The sequence below is a fragment of the Stenotrophomonas sp. genome (assembly GCF_032066555.1).
In the GTDB taxonomy this organism is placed as follows: Bacteria; Pseudomonadota; Gammaproteobacteria; order Xanthomonadales; family Xanthomonadaceae; genus Stenotrophomonas.
The window spans coordinates 5,126-23,255 of record NZ_DAMBKV010000001.1 but is presented as its reverse complement, the minus strand read 5'-3'; the positions used below and the strand labels follow the sequence as shown (position 1 = coordinate 23,255).

15 protein-coding genes and 1 tRNA gene are annotated in these 18,130 nt (G+C 63.3%); 2 read left to right on the top strand and 14 right to left on the bottom strand.

The annotated features are described in order from the left end of the window. Positions 1–247: 247 nt before the first annotated feature. From cyoD to RT131_RS00060, 9 genes are all read right to left on the bottom strand, one after another. On the bottom strand, positions 248–586 hold the full coding sequence (gene cyoD / locus RT131_RS00100) for a cytochrome o ubiquinol oxidase subunit IV (RefSeq protein WP_313169194.1): 339 nt from the start codon (positions 584–586) through the stop codon (positions 248–250). After that, on the bottom strand, positions 586–1,203 hold the full coding sequence (cyoC, locus tag RT131_RS00095) for a cytochrome o ubiquinol oxidase subunit III (RefSeq protein ID WP_313170176.1): 618 nt from the start codon (positions 1,201–1,203) through the stop codon (positions 586–588). Before cyoC ends, cyoD begins: the two co-directional genes overlap by 1 nt. A 17-nt stretch (positions 1,204–1,220) precedes the next feature. Then, positions 1,221–3,218 (bottom strand): cytochrome o ubiquinol oxidase subunit I, encoded by a 1,998-nt coding sequence (gene cyoB, locus RT131_RS00090; RefSeq protein WP_313169192.1) that lies wholly within the window; start codon positions 3,216–3,218, stop codon positions 1,221–1,223. Positions 3,219–3,220: 2 nt separating this feature from the next. Next, positions 3,221–4,324, bottom strand: coding sequence for a ubiquinol oxidase subunit II (gene cyoA, locus RT131_RS00085; RefSeq protein ID WP_313169190.1), 1,104 nt, complete (start codon positions 4,322–4,324; stop codon positions 3,221–3,223). 471 nt (positions 4,325–4,795) lie between these two features. Further along, a tRNA-Thr gene (locus RT131_RS00080) sits at positions 4,796–4,871 on the bottom strand. A gap of 173 nt (positions 4,872–5,044) precedes the next feature. Beyond that, the gene (locus tag RT131_RS00075; protein ID WP_313169188.1) at positions 5,045–5,938 is read right to left on the bottom strand and encodes a catalase; all 894 of its coding nucleotides are present in this window, start codon (positions 5,936–5,938) and stop codon (positions 5,045–5,047) included. 63 nt (positions 5,939–6,001) lie between these two features. Then, on the bottom strand, positions 6,002–7,483 hold the full coding sequence (locus RT131_RS00070) for an aldehyde dehydrogenase family protein (RefSeq protein ID WP_313169187.1): 1,482 nt from the start codon (positions 7,481–7,483) through the stop codon (positions 6,002–6,004). Between the two features lie 18 nt (positions 7,484–7,501). Then, the gene (locus RT131_RS00065) at positions 7,502–7,759 is read right to left on the bottom strand and encodes a hypothetical protein (protein WP_313169185.1); all 258 of its coding nucleotides are present in this window, start codon (positions 7,757–7,759) and stop codon (positions 7,502–7,504) included. Further along, on the bottom strand, positions 7,759–9,351 hold the full coding sequence (locus tag RT131_RS00060; RefSeq protein ID WP_313169183.1) for a GMC family oxidoreductase N-terminal domain-containing protein: 1,593 nt from the start codon (positions 9,349–9,351) through the stop codon (positions 7,759–7,761). Before RT131_RS00060 ends, RT131_RS00065 begins: the two co-directional genes overlap by 1 nt. Positions 9,352–9,507: 156 nt before the next feature. On the opposite strand from RT131_RS00060, the gene RT131_RS00055 reads away from it, so the two are divergent. Next, the gene (locus tag RT131_RS00055; RefSeq protein WP_313169181.1) at positions 9,508–10,461 is read left to right on the top strand and encodes a LysR substrate-binding domain-containing protein; all 954 of its coding nucleotides are present in this window, start codon (positions 9,508–9,510) and stop codon (positions 10,459–10,461) included. 51 nt (positions 10,462–10,512) lie between these two features. Here the strand turns inward: RT131_RS00055 and ispH are convergent, their stop codons facing one another. The 5 genes from ispH to murJ form a co-directional block, all read right to left on the bottom strand. Then, a complete protein-coding gene (gene ispH, locus RT131_RS00050) occupies positions 10,513–11,463 on the bottom strand; it encodes a 4-hydroxy-3-methylbut-2-enyl diphosphate reductase (protein WP_313169179.1) in 951 nt (316 codons plus the stop codon). 52 nt (positions 11,464–11,515) lie between these two features. After that, positions 11,516–12,022, bottom strand: a complete 507-nt coding sequence (lspA, locus tag RT131_RS00045) for a signal peptidase II (protein ID WP_313169177.1) — start codon at positions 12,020–12,022, stop codon at positions 11,516–11,518. 92 nt (positions 12,023–12,114) lie between these two features. Next, a complete protein-coding gene (gene ileS, locus RT131_RS00040) occupies positions 12,115–14,946 on the bottom strand; it encodes an isoleucine--tRNA ligase (protein ID WP_313169175.1) in 2,832 nt (943 codons plus the stop codon). Beyond that, on the bottom strand, positions 14,943–15,890 hold the full coding sequence (locus RT131_RS00035) for a bifunctional riboflavin kinase/FAD synthetase (RefSeq protein WP_313169174.1): 948 nt from the start codon (positions 15,888–15,890) through the stop codon (positions 14,943–14,945). Before RT131_RS00035 ends, ileS begins: the two co-directional genes overlap by 4 nt. 65 nt (positions 15,891–15,955) lie before the next feature. Next, complete coding sequence (gene murJ / locus RT131_RS00030) at positions 15,956–17,557, bottom strand: murein biosynthesis integral membrane protein MurJ (RefSeq protein WP_313170174.1); 1,602 nt, start codon at positions 17,555–17,557, stop codon at positions 15,956–15,958. A gap of 115 nt (positions 17,558–17,672) precedes the next feature. On the opposite strand from murJ, the gene rpsT reads away from it, so the two are divergent. Continuing rightward, entirely contained in the window at positions 17,673–17,942 is a 270-nt protein-coding gene (gene rpsT, locus RT131_RS00025; protein ID WP_057629708.1) for a 30S ribosomal protein S20, read from the top strand. The last annotated feature ends 188 nt before the right edge of the window (positions 17,943–18,130 follow it).

The following is an 18,130-nucleotide window of genomic DNA, read 5'->3' as shown; positions in this document are numbered from 1 at the left end:
GCTTCGCCAACAATGCCGGCCAGCTTTGTGGGAGCGGCGTAAGCCGCGAAGCCCGTGATTCTGCAGATCCCAGGAATGCCGTTCCCTGGAGGATGGACAGCTTCGCGGCTTACGCCGCTCCTACAACTGCGGCTGGCGGATGCATTGTCGGGAACGCCTTTGCTGAGCATGGCTCGGCACTACAAAAAAAACAAAAACAAAGGCCGCCTTGCGGCGGCCCTTGCTGTGCATCAAGCGATCAAACCGCTCAGTGCATCATGTGGGCGTTCATGTTCCACATGACCCACAGCGTACCCAGCACGATGATGCCGATCACCACCAGGGTGAACATGCCGGCATTGACGTTCCAGCGGGCAGCCGAGGAACGGTCAAGGTGCAGGAAGAACACCAGGTGCACCAACAGCTGCAGGATGCCTGCAACCACGATCACCGCGCCGGTGGCGAAGCTGGACATGCCACCGCTCATCACCACCCAGAACGGGATGATGGTGAGCACGGCAGCCAGCACGAAGCCGATCAGGTAAGACTTGACGCTGCCGTGGCTCTCGCCAGCGGCACCGTGTGCATGATTGTCATGTGCGGACATTACATCGCTCCCGACAGATAAACGACAGAGAACACGCCGATCCAGACCAGATCCAGGAAGTGCCAGAACAGGCTCAGGCACGCCATGCGGGTCTTGTTGCGCGGAGTCAGGCCATCCTGCTTGAGCTGGATGAACATCACCGCCAACCACAGCAGACCAGCAGTCACGTGCAGACCGTGGGTACCCACCAGGGCAAAGAATGCCGACAGGAAGGCACTCTTGTCCGGGCCGTGGCCGTTATGGATCAGGTGGTTGAACTCCCAGATTTCCATGCCCATGAAGCCGGCACCCAGCAGCCAGGTGATGGCCAGCCAGAAGAACATCAGGCCCTTCTTCGACTGGTGCATGGCGATCATGCCCAGGCCGAAGGTCAGCGAGGACACCAGCAGCAGCGCGGTTTCCCACGCCACGAACGGCAGCTCGAACAGGTCCTTGGCCGACGGGCCACCATTGGTGCCGCCAGACAGAACCACATAGGTCACGAACAGGGTGGCGAAGATGAGCAGATCGCTCATCAGGTACACCCAGAAACCGAAGACGGTGTTCTCGCTGGTGTCGTGATGCTCGTGATGGTCATCGCCATGGTCCGCAGCGTGCGCTGCGGAACCGTGGGTCATCGTGTGGGCGTTCGTGCTCATGCCTTCACCTCGGTCTTCACCAAGCCCTGAGCTTCCAGGTGCTTACGGTGTTCGTTCTCGATACGTTCCACCTCGGCCGCCGGCACCCAGTAATCCACGTCCTTGTCGAAGGTACGGTAGATGAAGGTGGCGATCATGCCGACCAGGCCGATGATGGCCAGCACCCACATGTGCCAGACCATCGCAAAGCCCAGCACCAGGCTGAACGCGCCGATGACAACACCGGTACCGGTGTTCTTCGGCATGTGGATGTCGCTGTACTTGGCCGGCTTCTGCCAGGCTTCGCCGCGCTGCTTGCGGTGCCAGAATTCGTCCAGCTCCTCACCCTTCGGCAGGGTGGCGAAGTTGTAGAACTGCACCGGGGAAGCGGTTTCCCACTCCAGGGTACGGGCATCCCACGGATCGCCGGTGAGGTCCAGGTTCTTCTTGCGGTCGCGGATGGACACGGCGATCTGGATCACCTGGCACAGGATGCCCAGGGCGATGATCGCAGCACCGATCGCAGCAACCACGAAGTACGGCTGGTAGTCCATGTTCGGGTAGCTCTGCATACGACGCGTAGCACCCATGAAGCCCAGTGCGTACAGCGGCATGAAGGCCACGTAGAAGCCGATGAACCAGCCCCAGAACGCGCGCTTGCCCCAGGTTTCATTCAAGGTGAAACCGAACATCTTCGGCCACCAGTAGGTGATACCGGCAAACATGCCGAACACCACGCCGCCGATGATGACGTTGTGGAAGTGGGCAATCAGGAACAGCGAGTTATGCAGCACGAAGTCGATGGCCGGGATCGCCAACATCACGCCGGTCATGCCGCCGATGGTGAAGGTGACCATGAAGCCGATCGTCCACAACACCGGCGAGGTGAAGTGCACGCGGCCGCGGTACATCGTGAACAGCCAGTTGAAGATCTTCACGCCGGTCGGGATCGAGATGATCATCGTCGTGATGCCGAAGAAGGCATTGACGTTTGCACCCGAGCCCATGGTGAAGAAGTGGTGCAACCACACCAGGAACGACAGCACACCGATCGCACAGGTGGCGTAGACCATGCCCTTGTAGCCGAACAGGGTCTTGCGCGAGAACGTGGCGATCACTTCAGAGAACACACCGAATGCCGGCAGCACCAGGATGTAGACCTCCGGGTGGCCCCAGATCCAGATCAGGTTGATGTACAGCATGGCGTTGCCGCCACCATCGTTGGTGAAGAAGTGCGTACCCAGGTAACGGTCCAGGGTCAGCAGCACCAGGGTGATGGTCAGCACCGGGAAGGCAGCAATGATCAGCAGGTTGGTGACCAGGGCGGTCCAGCTGAACACCGGCATGTGCATCAGCTTCATGCCCGGGCTACGCATCTTGAGGATGGTGATGAAGAAGTTGATGCCGCTCAGCGTGGTACCCAGGCCGGAGACCTGCAGCGCCCAGATGTAGTAATCCATACCGACGCTTGGACTGTATTCCAACCCTGACAAGGGCGGGAACGCCAGCCAACCGGTCGCCGCGAATTCACCGATCCACAGCGAGATCATCATCAGGCCGCAGCCTGCGACGAACAGCCAGAAGCTCAGCGAGTTCAGGAACGGGAAGGCAACGTCGCGGGCACCGATCTGCAGCGGCACCACCAGGTTCATCAAACCGGTGATCAGCGGCATGGCCACGAAGAAGATCATGATCACGCCATGGGCGGTGAAGATCTGGTCGTAGTGGTGTGGCGGCAGATAGCCTTCGGCACCGCCAGCGGCAACCGCCTGCTGGGCACGCATCATGATCGCGTCGGAGAAGCCGCGCAGCAGCATCACGAACGCCACGATCAGGTACATCGCGCCGATCTTCTTGTGGTCCACCGAGGTGAACCACTCCTTCCACAGGTAGCCCCACAGCTTGAACTTGGTGACCGCGGCTACAACAGCCAGGCCGCCCAGCACCGCGCCGATGAGGGTGGTAAGCACGATCGGATCGTGCGGCAGTGAATCAAGAGAGAGTTTTCCAAGCATCGTCATTCTCCCGAGGCGCCATGGCCGGCATGTGCGGCTTCGGCGGGCTCGTTGGCAGTGTGACCGGCGTGGCCGTCAGCCGTGGCGGCAGCAGGCGCAGCGGCGGCAGGAGCCTCGTGGCTCATGGCGGCGTGGTCCATCGCGTCATGGCCCATCGCAGCGTGGTCCATGGCTTCGGCCTGCATCGCCTCGTGGCCAGCACCTTCGTGCGACATCTTCTTGCCATCGTGCTTCATGCCGAAGTGGTGGTTCTCACCGGCATGCTTGGCAATGATGGCGTCGAACAGGCCCTTCTCGGTGCTGCCGTAATAGGTCACCGGGTGCCAGTCGTGGTTCTGCTCGGTGGTGAGTTCGGTAAATGCCTTCTGGTCCATGACCTTGGCATCGCCGCGCACCTTGGCCAACCAGGCCTGGTATTCCTCGTTGCTCACCGCATGCGCGGTGAAATGCATCTTGCTGAAGCCTGCACCGCTGTAATGCGAGGAGCGGCCTTCATAGCTGCCGGCCTCGTTGGCGATCAGGTGCAGCTTGGTCTCCATGCCGGCCATCGAGTAGATCATGCTGCCCAGATGCGGAATGAAGAACGCATTCATCACCGTATCGGCGGTGATCTTGAAGTTCAGCGGGGCATCAACCGGGAAGGTCAGCTCGTTGACCACGGCGATGTTTTCTTCCGGGTAGACGAACAGCCACTTCCAGTCCAGCGAGATCGCTTCGATCACCACCGGCTTGGTATCGGACTCCAGCGGCTTGTACGGATCCAGCGCATGCGAAGAACGCCAGGTCAGCACGGCCAGGACCAGGATGATCATGCACGGGATCGACCAGACCACCACTTCGATGGCGGTGGAGTGAGACCAGTTGGGCTCGTAACGGGCCTTGGTGTTGGATGCGCGGTACTTCCACGCGAACACCAGCGTCAGCACGATCACTGGGATGACCACCAGCAACATCAGCACCGTACAGGTGATCAGCAGCGTGAGTTCGTCCCGGGCGATCTGGCCCTTGGGGTCAAACAGGGCCCAGTCGCAGCCCGTCATCAAGACGGCCATAGCGACAATGAGGCCCGGACGCAAAAAGCGTCCAAGAGTTTTCAACGGAATCATCGGTCGATCCAATTGCGAGGGAGAGCCGCACCTGGCAAGCCCATACATGCAAACGCAAACAAGCGCCCGGGGATTGCCCACCGGGGAGACATGTAGGGGGTTGTCAGATTTCAGCCCCGCAATTTTAGGCCTTCACACACCACTTAAGAAAGGTATTGACAATGATTTCGCGCAGCAAAAGCGGGCAGCGGAGTGCGACACGTTGTCGCACCTGCGCGCAGCGAGGGGCAGATACAGCAAAGCCCTGCGTTGTTCACAACGAAAGCGACTCATCGCCTTCGCGGCCGCCAGCATCCAGCAACTGCGACGGCAAAAGCCGGCCCCGAAGAGAAGATCTGCCGATGCGATGAATGCGCGCAGCAACAGCCGCCAGCCCCGTTCAGGTTTATAAGCGGCAACAAGCGCACCCCCATGCTCAAACGCGCATCGGGCTTCACACACAGAAAAGGCCCGCGCAAGGCGGGCCTGATCTGGTGCCGGAAATAGGAATCGAACCTACGACCTACGCATTACGAATGCGCCGCTCTACCAACTGAGCTATTCCGGCGAAGGCGCGAATTGTAGGCAAAGGCGGGAGCCGCGGTCAATCCATCCGCTGCAAGAGACTGTCCCGAGCCTTGGGACAGTTGGCGCTGGCCAAGCCCGGCAATTGCCCGAAGTGATCATCAGTCCGAGTGCAGGAGGGAAACCACAGCACTCGACCCGGCACCACAACACCATCTACCGCCCCAGCCGCCGCACCGCAGCCAGCCGATACGCCCTGAGCCTTGCGTGCAGCATCGGGTCGCCTGCAAACCCTATCCCGGCCGGTAACAACGCCGGATCGAAGGCCACTTTGCGCTGGCTGGCCTGCTGCGGCAGCAGCCGCTCCAGCCAGATGTGGCCAAGCGCGAATGATGGCGTGGCCGGGTCCCAGCCGCGGCTGATGTCGGCCGGATCCTCACCCTCGGGCGCCGGGGTAAACAGCAGGGCAAATACCACCCTGCCCTTCGATAGTTCGCCGCGCAGACGCTTGTCCAGGTAATCCGGGCCGTCCGGCGGCGCGCGGGCGACATAGGGCTTGGTCGCGCGCACACTGAGGCGGCCGATGCGCGCGTGCCCGTCCGGAGCGATCAGCCGGTAGGCGTGCAGCATGTGGTAATCCAGGGCGCTGAAGCTGCTGGTCACCGCACCTGCGCGCAATTCCTCGAAACGCGCCACCGCCGGGCAACCGGCCATCTGCGCCGCCAGCATCGCCGGTGAGCGCTCGCGTTGATTCAATGCATTCAAGAAAGCGAGAAACGCTTCCGGATCACTGGCCGGAAAGCCTTCCAGCGAGTGCCCTATCAGCACCATTCCCGCCTTGTTGCCAATCCGCAGGGCGAGGCCGCGCGGTTCGCCGGCGGGGCTGCGCTGATCTATATATGGATTGGCACCGGAGCTGGAAAAACGCGCGACTACGCGCTGGTCCTCGCCGCCGAATACGGCGGCCATGCAGAACTGCGGCGCAGTGGCGGTGGCACGGAAATGCCCTTCCACCAGCAGGCCGCGTGCATGATTCACCCGGCCACCGGTGGCCACCTTTGCCCCGGCGCGCAGGGCAGCGAACAGCGCCTGCGACATGTCTGTCGCCATCGTCGTGTCCTCGCACCGCACCGCCGTGGCAGCAGACAGCAGCTCGCGCAGGCGCGGCGCAGATCAGCGCTCACTCATACCAGGGCGCAGCGCGATATGTTTGTATTCCAGAAAGTCTTCCAGGGCGGCCAGTCCATTCAGTCGCCCCAGCCCGGACTGCTTGAAGCCGCCCTCCTCCGTGCCATCGAAAACCCGCGCCCAGTCATTGATCCAGACCGAGCCGGCATCCAGCGCCTCGGCAACACGCAATGCGCGGTCCACGTCGCGCGTCCAGACGCTGGCAGCCAAGCCGTATTCGCTGTCGTTGGCCAGGCGGATCGCCTGTGCCTCGTCATTGAAGCGTTGAATGGTGAGCACCGGCCCGAAGGTTTCCTGCTGGATGATATCCAGTGCGTTGTCGAACACTTCCAGCAAGGCCGGGCGGAAGAACGCGCCTTTGCGCAGCGGACCGGTGGTAATGGGGCCTCCACGTTCAACCACGATCGCGCCGGAGCCAATTGCGTCCTCGACCACTGCATCCACCCGCGCCACATTTGCGCGATCGATCAACGGCCCCATGTCACTGCGCGGGTCCGCCGCCGGGCCCACCTTGACCATGCGTAGGCGCGCGCCCATGCCATCACGCACCGCGTCGTAGAGCGCGTCATGCACCAGCAGGCGTGAGCCGGTCATGCAGAACTGGCCACTGAAGACCGTCAGTGCTTTCTCCAGCATGGGCAATGCCTGGCCCAGATCGGCATCCTCGAACAGGATCATCGGCGTCTTGCCCCCCAGCTCCATGCCGAAGCGTTTGAGGTGCCTGGCCCCGCTACCGCTTATCGCCCGGCCGGTGCGGGTGGATCCGGTAAAACTCACTACCGGTACTTGCGGCGACTCCACCAGGTAGCTGGAGCCTTCAGCACCGCTTTCGAAGAACAGATTGATGACACCACGCGGCAGGGATTCGGCTTCGGCCATGATCCTGGCCATGGTGCTGGCGATCTGCGCTACCTGCGCCGGCAGTTTGATCACTGCGGTGCAGCCAGCGGCCAATGCCGGTGCCAAGGAACGGATGCTCAGCACCACCGGCGAGTTCCAGGGAGCAATCACCGCCGCCACCCCCATCGGCTGGCGCAGGACCATCGACAGCCGGCCCGGCTTCGGGCGCAGCGCGCGGCCCGCCTCCAACATCGCGGTCGCCGCCGAATAGCGCAGCTTGCTGGGCACCATGTCCAGTTCGAACTTGGCCTCGGCGGCGATCTTGCCGTTCTCCAGTGAAAGGATCTCGGCCAAGCGATCCCGGTTGCGCTCGAACGCCTGCGCCAGCTGCTCCAGCACCTGCGCGCGCAACTCATGGTCGTGCGCCCACAGGGTCTGCTGGAAGGCCTGCGATGCAGCCGCTACCGCCGCCATCGCCGCAGCACGACCATTGTCCGGGTAGCTGCCGATCACCTCATACGTAGCCGGATTTATTGAATCCTTGAGCACGCCATCAAAACGCGGAATGCCATTGATCCAGTTGGCAGCCCGCCGCAGGTGATCCGGGGATTTGCTCGATCCGCTCATGCGGCCTCCGCACGTTGATTATTCAGGGTCCACCGGCCCTTGCCGGTCGTTTGCCGCAGGGCGCCACACTGCGGATACCAGCAGCTCCACCAAGGGCGCGCTGATGTTGACCACGATCGGCACGATGATCAGCGTCGACCCCATCACCCGCAGCGGCAATGGCCATTGTTTGAAGTACGAGCCGAACACACTCACCACCGTCAACACGGTGGGATACACCGCCAGCCAGATCAGCAAGGTGCGCTTCAAACGCGATGCGAGCTCGTTGCGCCACATCAGCAGCCTGCATCCCGCATCCACTGGCTGATGCGCTCGGCCAGCATGATCACGGTCGGATTGGTTGCCACGCATGGCACATCCGGAAAAGCAGAGGCATCGGCCACGCGCAACCCGTCCACACCGCGTACGCGCCCCTGGTAGTCGGTGACCGCGTGCGCATCGTTCGCACCGCCCATCGGCGCGGTGGAGGTGGGGTGGTGGTAGATGTCCAGCGCCGTGGGCAGCGCCGCTTCCAGTGCCTCGTACGAAGTTGCCAGCGCGCCCGGCACCATCTCCTCGGCAATCAACGCCGCCAAGGGCGCTTGTCTGGCGATATGCCGGATCAGCTTGATGCCTTCCACCATCAATTGCCGGTCCTGTGCATCGTTCAACAGGTTGAGTGCAATGACCGGCGCCGCCTCCGGCGCGCGCGAACGCAGCGTCACCGAGCCCAGCGCGCGTGGCCGGGTCAATGCCAAGGCCAGCATGAAGATCGCCCCGGTGGGCGAGGCTTGCGGGTCACCGTAATGCACTGCCGACACATGCAGATCACCGACATTGGCGGCAGCCTGGGACGAGCGCGCCCACAGGATTGCACCGACCGGCGGCACCGGCAGACCGAGCCGATCCGGGCGCGCGGCCCAGGTGGTATAGAAGAATGGGTGTTCCTGCAGTCGCTGGCCGACCGGCAGGTCGGCAACCACCTCGATATCCAGCTCCTGCAGATGCTTCGCCGGGCCAATCCCGGAGCGCAGCAACACCGCTGCGGTGCCATAGGCGCCGGCACTCAGCACGATGTTGCCAGCGGCAATACGTTGGCCATCGGCCAGCAGCACCGCTGCCGCGCGCCGGCCCTCGAAAATGACACGATCAACCAGTGCCTCGCTGCGGATGGTCAGGTTGGGGCGCATCCGCACATCGAGCGAAAGATAGGTCATGCCGGTATTGAGCCGCTGCCCCATCCGGTTGTTCATCGGATAAGGACCGACGCCGAACGGCTGCTCGCCGTTGAAGTCATCCACCTGCGTAAAGCCCGCCTGCAGCGCCGCGGCGATGAAGGCGCGCTGCATGTCCGAGACTTCATCATCCTGCAGGTAATGGATGGGCCACGGCCCGCTGCGGCCATGCACGGCATCCTCGCCGTGCACCGTGCGCTCGCTGCGCTGGAAGAACGGCAACACATCCTGTGCCGTCCAGTGTTCCAGGCCTGCCGCGGTCCAGCGCTCGAAGTCGCCCGCCGGTGCGCGCATCGCCACACCTGCGTTGACCGCCGAACAGCCACCCAGCACCTTGCCACGCGGGACCGGTATCGTCGTACCGTAGCGCGTGGGTTCGGCCGAATATCCCCAGTCGTGCGTGGCATCGCCGCCGATGATGTGCTGCTGGCGCACCGCGTCGGGGTAGGCGTCGGGCGCATAGGCTGGCCCCGCCTCGATCAGCAGGACACGCCGGTACGACTCCTCGCTGAGCCGACGCGCCATCACCGCGCCCGCCGAACCGCCCCCGACAATCACCACGTCGTAGTGCGACTCCTCCGAACTGGCCAGCGCATGCGCACTGTCACCGCGCACCTGCGCCCCTGTACCCGCGTATTTTTGCCGAGTCGCCATGGCGAGCACCTCCTTGCCGCAGAACCGTCAAACCAACCTCCGCCAGCGTCAAACAGCCGTGCCGCAAGCGCTGTCGTTGGCGAAACCTTGGCGTACATCGTCGGTCGTCGGCAGCGCAATCAGAATCCATGCAACTGTCATCACAGCCAGGAACAAATGTCCTCAGTCCTCTCATCGCTGGAATCATTGAATGGTTTGATCGCGTTCGCTTCCGCAGTGCGGGCGGGAAGCTTTTCGGCGGCAGGCCGGCAACTGGGCCTATCCGCTTCGGCGGTCGGCAAATCCGTCGAGCGACTGGAGTTGCGCCTGGGCATGCGCCTGCTCAACCGCACTACCCGTTCCCTGGCGCTCACCGGCGAAGGCGAAGTGCTGTACCACTACGCGAACAAAGTGGTGAGCGACCTGCAGGAGGCCGAGCGCGAACTGAACATGCGTCAACGCACGCCACGCGGACGCCTGAAGATCACCGCCAGTCCCCTTCTGGGGCGCAAGTTCGTGCTACCCGCACTGCGCGACTTCGCCATGCAGCATCCCGAAGTCGACGTCGCGCTCAGTCTCGATGCCGACCGTCGCGACATCGTCGAGGATGGCTTTGACCTCGCGCTATGGGCAGGCGAACTGGAAAATTCCAGCCTGCAGGCGCGTCGACTGGGGTCTTATGCACTCGTTACTTGTGCTTCACCGCGCTATCTTGCCGAGCACGGCGTTCCCGGCTCGCCCATGGATCTGGCCTGCCACTGCTGCATCCATTACCGGCATCCGGACAACGAGCGACTGGAACCCTGGCGATTCCGGGACGGGGCACTACCCAGGTCCACCACACCCGACTCCGCCCTGAATGATGTCGCGGCGCTGGCAAGTGCCGCACTGGTCGGACTGGGCATCGTGCAACTGCCTGACTATGTCGTTCGCGAAGACGTCGTCAATGGTCGGTTGCTGCAGGTGCTTGGCAACTACTCCGCCGCACCGACCGGCATCTTTCTGGTCTGGCCGCCGATGGCAGCGCAGGTGCCGCGGGTGCGTGTCTTCATCGACTTCATCGCCAAGCGCGCGAGCCAGGAATTCAGTACCCCAGGCACCGCGATCACGGCAACGCCCAAAAACGAATAAAGCCGACCCGGAGGATCGGCTTCATCGCTCGTAGTACCGTAGTGTCCGCCCTCAGTCCACAAGGCGCAGACGCAATTCCTTCGGCAGCGCGAACACCATGGTTTCCGGCTCGCCACCCGTCTCGCGCACGCTACCCGCGCCCAGTTCGCGCAACCGTGCAATCACACCGTCGACCAGCACCTGCGGTGCCGATGCACCGGCCGTCAGGCCGATGTGCTGCTTGCCGACCACCCATTGCGGATCGATCTCGTCCGCGCCATCGATCAGGTAGGACTCCACGCCTTCACGACGTGCAAGCTCGCTGAGGCGGTTGGAATTGGAGCTGTTCGGCGAACCCACCACCAGCACCAGATCACATTCCTTGGCCAGGTCGCGTACCGCATCCTGGCGGTTCTGCGTGGCGTAGCAGATGTCGTCGTTCTTCGGCCCCTGGATCTTGGGAAAATGCTTGCGCAGCGCTTCGATCACCGCGCGGGTGTCATCCACCGACAAGGTGGTCTGGGTGGTGTAGGCGAAGTTCTCCGGCTGCGATACCTGCAGCTTCTCGACATCTTCCACGCTCTCGACCAGATAGATATGGCCCACGCCCTTCTCGCGGTTCCACTGGCCCATGGTGCCTTCCACTTCGGGATGGCCTTCGTGGCCGATCAGCACCACGTCGCGGCCGGCGCGGCAGTGACGTGCGACTTCCAGATGGACCTTGGTCACCAACGGGCAGGTAGCATCGAAGACCTTCAGGCCACGACGATCGGCCTCCATGCGCACCGCCTGCGACACACCATGCGCACTGAAGATGACGGTATTTCCATCCGGCACCTCATCAAGCTCTTCCACGAAGATGGCGCCGCGCGCCTTCAGGTCATCGACCACGAAACGGTTGTGCACCACCTCGTGACGCACATAGATCGGCGCACCCAGGGTTTCGATGGCGCGTTTGACGATCTCGATGGCGCGGTCGACACCGGCACAGAAACCACGGGGATTGGCGAGCAATACGTCCATCTTCAACGACTCCGACCGCTGACGGTCGCTAATGCGGGAACAGATGCCGGAATCATCCAGCTTTTTTCTCGGCCTTGCCATCAAGCAGGCCCATCAACGCGATGCCAATGGCGCCACCCACGATCGCCGCGTCTGCGATGTTGAACGAGGGCCAGTAATGGTCACCGATATACCACTGGATGAAATCCACCACGTGACCATGAATCTGGCGGTCGATGACATTGCCGATGGCACCACCGATCACCAGCGCATACGGCAGCGCACTGCGCCAGTTGGCGCGCGGCGTGCGCGACAGCCAGAACGCCATCAACCCACTGATCGCGACGGCCAGAAAGGTGAAGAACCACAACTGCCAGCCACCGGCATCACTGAGGAAGCTGAATGCTGCGCCGGTGTTATAGGTGCGGTACCAGTTCCAGAAACCCTCGATCACCGGCACCGGGGTGAACTCAGGCAGGCTGGACAGCACCCAGGCCTTGCTCCACTGGTCTAGGCCGATCACGGCCACCGACACCAGCAGGTAGATCAACGCATTGGGTTTAACCGCTTTGGACTGCATGCAAACACCCTTGAAAGTTCAACAACCAAAGAAGCGAGAAGGAGACCGTTGCCGTTTCTCGCTTCTCCCTCCTGTTTACTCGCTGCTCGCCATCAGAACCAGCGGCGGTCTTCGCCAGCACCGTCGATATTGCTGACGCAACGGCCGCACAGTTCCGGATGCGCCTCGACCGAGCCGACATCGGCGCGGTAATGCCAGCAACGCACGCACTTGGCCTTGTCGGTCGGCTGCGCGCTGACAAACACCTCGTCGGTGGTCGCCGGGCGCACGCTGACATCGCCACTGATGAACAGGAAGCGCAGCTCCTCGGCCAGCGGCTGCCAGCGCGCGGCCTGCTCCTCGTTGGCAGCGACGGTGATCTCCGCTTCCAGCGCGGCACCGATGGCGCCATTGGCACGCATCGGCTCCAGCACCTTGGAGACCTGCTCACGCAGCGCCAGCAACTGGTCGAAATCGGCTGCGCCCAGCTGGGCATCGGCCGGCAACGGCGCCAGGCCGTCGTACCAGGTGGTGAACAACACGTTGTCGGCACGCTTGCCCGGCAGGTAGCCCCACAGCTCTTCGGCGGTGAAGGTCAGGATCGGTGCCACCCAGCGCACGAACGCCTCGGCGATATGGAACATCGCCGTCTGCGCCGAACGACGGCCGCGCGAACCCTCCTGCATCGTGTACAGGCGGTCCTTGGTCACGTCCAGGTACAGCGAACCCAGGTCGACGCTGCAGAAGTTCAGCAGCAGCTGCACGATCTCGGCCATGTTGTAGTTGGCGTAGGCGGCCTTGATCTTCTCCTGCAGCTCGAACGCGCGATGCACGATCCAGCGGTCCAGGGCGACCATGTCCGGCAAGGCCACCCGGTGTTGGGTCGGATCGAAACCGTCCAGGTTGCCGAGCAGGAAGCGCGCGGTGTTGCGCAGGCGGCGGTAGGCGTCGGCGTTGCGCTTGAGGATTTCCTGCGACAGCGACATCTCGTTGCTGTAATCGGCCGAGGCAATCCACAGGCGCAGGATGTCCGCGCCCAAGGTGCGCATGATTTCCTGCGGCTCGATGCCGTTACCCAGCGACTTGGACATCTTGCGGCCGTGCTCGTCCACGGTAAAACCGTGGGTCAGGCACTGCTTGTACGGCGCGTGCTTGTCGATGGCCACGCCGGTCAGCAGCGAGGACTGGAACCAGCCGCGGTGCTGGTCCGAGCCTTCCAGGTACAGGTCGGCCGGCTTGCCGAAGCCACGTGCCAGCAGCACGCCTTCATGGGTCACGCCGGAGTCGAACCAGACATCGAGGATGTCGGTGACCTTTTCGTACTGGGCCGCTTCTTCGCCAAGCAGCTCGCTGGCGTCCAGCGAATACCAGACGTCGATGCCGCCCTGCTCCACACGATCGGCCACCTGCTGCATCAGCTCGACGCTGCGCGGGTGCGGCTCACCGGTTTCGCGGTGGGTGAACAAGGCAATCGGCACGCCCCAGGTACGCTGGCGGCTGATGCACCAGTCCGGGCGACCGTCGACCATGCTGCTGATACGCGCCTTGCCCCAGCTCGGGAACCAGCCCACGTTGTCGATGGCCGCCATCGCGTCGTTGCGCAGGTTGGCCTTGTCCATCGAGATGAACCACTGCGGGGTGGCACGGAACACCACCGGCGTCTTGTGGCGCCAGCAATGCGGGTAGCTGTGCTGGATCTCGAAGAAGGCCAGCAACGCGCCGCTCTCACGCAGTACCTCGACGATCAGCGGCTGTGCCTTCCACAGATGCTGACCAGCCAGCTCGACCGTGCCAGCCGGCGGCGTCGACGACAGGTAGACGCCACGGCCATCGACCGGGTTGATCTGGCCGGCGTTGTACTTGTCCATCAGCCCGTACTGCTGGCTGACCGCGAAGTCTTCCTGGCCGTGGCCAGGTGCGGTGTGCACCGCACCGGTACCATCGGCATCGGAGACGTGCTCACCGTTGAGCAGCGGCAGGTCGCGGTTGGCGTAGAACGGGTGCGCCAGCAGCTGGTTCTCCAGCGCCGAACCCTTGGCATGGCCGTGCACGACCACCTCGGTCACGCCGTAGCGCGACAGCGAACGCTCGGCCAGCGCCGAGGCCAGCACCAGCCAGCGAGGCTGGCCGTTATGGGCCGGGCCTTCAACCAGTGCGTATTCGATATCCGCACCCAGCGACACCGCCAGCGATGCCGGCAGCGTCCACGGCGTGGTGGTCCAGATCGGCACCGCCACTTCCACGCCGGCCGGCAGATCTACACCGAAGCTGGCGGCAAGCGCCTTGGAATCGCGCGCGGCGTAAGCCACGTCGATGGCCGGCGAGGTCTTGTCCTGGTATTCGATTTCCGCTTCAGCCAGCGCCGAGCCACAGTCGAAGCACCAGTGCACCGGCTTGGCGCCACGCACCAGGTGGCCGTTGGCAACGATCTTGGACAGCGCACGGATCTCGTTGGCCTCGAAATCGAAGCTCAGCGTCTTGTACGGATTCTCCCAATCGCCAATCACACCCAGGCGCTTGAAGTCAGCGCGCTGCAGGTTGATCTGCTCTTCGGCGTACTCACGGCACTTCTGCCGGAACTGCTCGGCATCGAGTTTGACCCCGACCTTGCCCCACTTCTTCTCGACCGCGATCTCGATCGGCAGGCCATGGCAATCCCAGCCCGGGATGTAGGGTGCATCGAAGCCGTCGAGGTAACGCGACTTGACGATGATGTCCTTGAGGATCTTGTTGACCGCGTGGCCCAGGTGGATCTGGCCATTGGCATACGGCGGGCCGTCGTGCAGCACGAACAGCGGGCGACCCTTCGCGTTCTCGCGAAGCTGCGCGTAAATGCCCTGCTCTTCCCAACGTGCCAGGATGCCCGGCTCGCGCTTGGGCAGGTCGCCGCGCATCGGGAATTCCGTTGCCGGCAGATGGAGGGTGGCTTTGTAATCCTGGCTCACGCGGTAGCTCGCAATCTGTGTTCGTTGAGGATGCGACGCGCCTGTTCTGCGTCACGGTGCATCTGCTCGGTCAACGCCGGCAGATCGTTGAACTTCTCTTCATCCCGCAGCTTGGCGACAAATTCCACTTCGATATGGCGGCCGTACAGATCGCCATGGAAGTCGAACAGGTGTGCCTCGAGCAGCGGTTCCACACCTTCAACCGTGGGGCGCGTGCCGAAGCTCGACACCGACGGCCATGGCTGCTCGAAAACGCCATGTACCCACGTAGCGTAGATACCAGAAAGTGCGGGTGTTTTCGGGAAACGCAAGTTGGCGGTGGGGAAGCCCAGGGTGCGGCCCAGCTGGCGCCCGCGCACCACCCGGCCACCAATCGAATAGGGGCGGCCCAGCAACTCGCCGGCATGATCGAACTCACCGGCCACGATCAACTCGCGAATGCGGGTGCTGGAAATGCGTTCGCCGTTCAGGTGCACCGGCTCGATTTCACCAGCGACAAAGCCGAGCTCGGCGCCCATCGCCTGCAGCAGCGCGATATCGCCGCCACGGCGGTTGCCGAAATGGAACTTGGGACCAATCCAGACTTCGCGCGCACCGAGCCGGCGCACCAGCATGTCGCGGACGAAGTCCTCTGCGGTGATCGCCGCCATCCTGGCGTCAAAGCGCAGCAGGCCGACGCTGTCGACCCCCAGCTCACGCAGGGTGGCGACCTTGTCACGGGCCAGCATCAAGCGCGGCGGCGGGTTGTCCTTGGCGAAGAACTCGCGCGGCAGCGGCTCGAAGCCCAAGGCCACGGCTGGCACACCCAAGGCGCGGGCACGGGCAACTGCGTGGCGCACCAGCGCCCGATGGCCCAGGTGCAGGCCATCGAAGGCACCAATGCAGACCACGCTTCCCTGCGGGAACAACACCCCGCCTTCGACGTCTCTAAAAAGCCTGCTCATTCCATCCGGATCCGGCCCATACGGGCCGGTTCTGTCGTGTGTAGCCCTGAAGTATAACGGGCGGCTCAATGCCCGCGCAGGTCGCGGGGACGGAAGCCCATCGCAATCATCGCCAGCAGATAACTCGCACCGCCGGCGCCGACCAGCAGCGCCAGGGCGCTGGCACGCTGCCACTTATCCATCGGCGTGAACTCCGGCAACCAATGCAGCAGGCCCAGCAGCACCGCCACCATCGCAGTACAGGCCACCACCAAGCGCAGCAGGTAGCCCGCCCAGCCCGGCCGGCGCTGGTAGACCCCGGTCTTGCCCAGCCAATACCAGAGCAGCGCCAGGTTCAGATAGCTGGACAGGGCACTGGCAATGCCCAGCGCCAGATGCAGGCCCGGCTGCTTGCCCAGGGCCACCATCACCCCCTGCTGCCTCAGCTCCGGCGGCACCATGAAGTGGAAAACCACCGCCAGCAGGATGAAGTTGAAGACCATATTGGCCACCAGCGCGACCAGGCCGGCGCGCACCGGGGTCTTGGTGTCCTGGCGCGAATAGAAGGCCGGCAGCACCACCTTCAGCAACGCGAAGGCCGGCAGGCCGAAACTCAGGCCATAAACCGCCAATGCGGTCATCTGGGTATCGAATTCGGTGAATCTGCGGTACTGGAACAAGGTGGCGATCAGCGGCTCGGCCAGCAACAGCAGGGCCAACATCGCCGGCACGGCGATCAGCAGCGTCATCCGCAGCCCCCAATCCAGCGCATTGGAAAAGCCCTCGCCGTCCGTCTTGACGTGGTGGCGGGCCAGCGCCGGCAGGATCACCGTACCCAGGGCCACGCCAAACACGCCCAGCGGCAGCTCCAGGAAGCGGTCCGCCAGCGACAGCCAGGACTGCGAGCCATCGGTCAGGTGGGCGGCAATCACCGTATCCAGCAGCAGGTTGATCTGCGCCACCGAGGAGCCGAACAGGGTTGGCACCATCAGGGTCAGCACTTTGCGCACATCGGGGTGGTTCCAGCCCCAGCGTGGCAAGGTCAGCAGATTGATGCCTTTCAGGCCCGGCAGCTGGAACAGCAACTGCAGCACGCCGGCCGCCAGCACCGCCCAGCCCAGCGCTAGGATCTGCTTCTCGGGCGTCCCGCCGAGCCGTGGCGCCAGCCACAACGCGCCGGCGATCATGCACAGATTGAGGATCACCGGCGTCAGCGCCGGCATCGCGAACCGCTGGAAGCTGTTCAGCGCACCGCCGGCCAGGGCGGTCAGCGAGACAAACAGCAGGAACGGAAAGGTCAGCCGGAACAGATCGACCAACAGGCCCTGCTTGGCCGGATCGCTGACGCCACTGCTGAACAGGAAGGCCAGCTGCGGGGTGAAAATCAGCGCCAGGGCGGTGATCACCAACAGCGCGCCGCCCAGGGTGCCGGACACCCGCGACATCAGCTCGCGCAGGTCGGCATGCGGCCGGGTCTCCTTCACCTCGGTGAAAACCGGCACGAAGGCGGTGGCGAAAGAGCCTTCCGCGAACAGCCGGCGCAGGAAGTTGGGCACCCGGAACGCGACCCAGAATGCATCCGTGACCGCATTGCTACCGAAGGTGGTAGTGATAACCTGATCGCGGACCAGGCCCAGGACCCGGGAAATCATCGTCATGCTGCTGAACGACAGCAGCCCCCGCAACATGCGCGGTGAACTCACCCACGGCCCCCTTGACAACTTGACTTGACGTTCATTCGGACAGCCATCATACTTGCATGCTTGCTGTTCCCACCACATCGATTTTCAGGAAACCACCACTGTGGCCAATATCAAGTCCGCCAAGAAGCGCGCCAAGCAGACCGTTGTGCGCAACGCGCGTAACACGGCTCAGCGTTCGATGCTGCGCACCGCCGTCAAGAAGGTGATCAAGGCTCTGGACGCCAACGACGCCGCCGGCGCCGAGGCAGCCTTCGCCGTCGCCCAGCCGATCCTCGACCGTTTCAGCGCCCGTGGCCTGATTCACAAGAACAAGGCTGCGCGTCACAAGAGCCGTCTGACCGCTCGCATCAAGGCCATCAAGGCTGCCTGATCCGCGCGATCACCCGGGGTCGCAAGACTCCCGGCATGAAAAGCCCGACCTTGTGTCGGGTTTTTTATTGCCCGCGATTTCACCTGTAGTGCCGAGCCATGCTCGGCAGAGGCTTTCCCGATAAAGCCAACCGGTAGTGCCGAGCCATGCTCGGCAGAGGCTTTCCCGATAAAGCCAGCCGGTAGTGC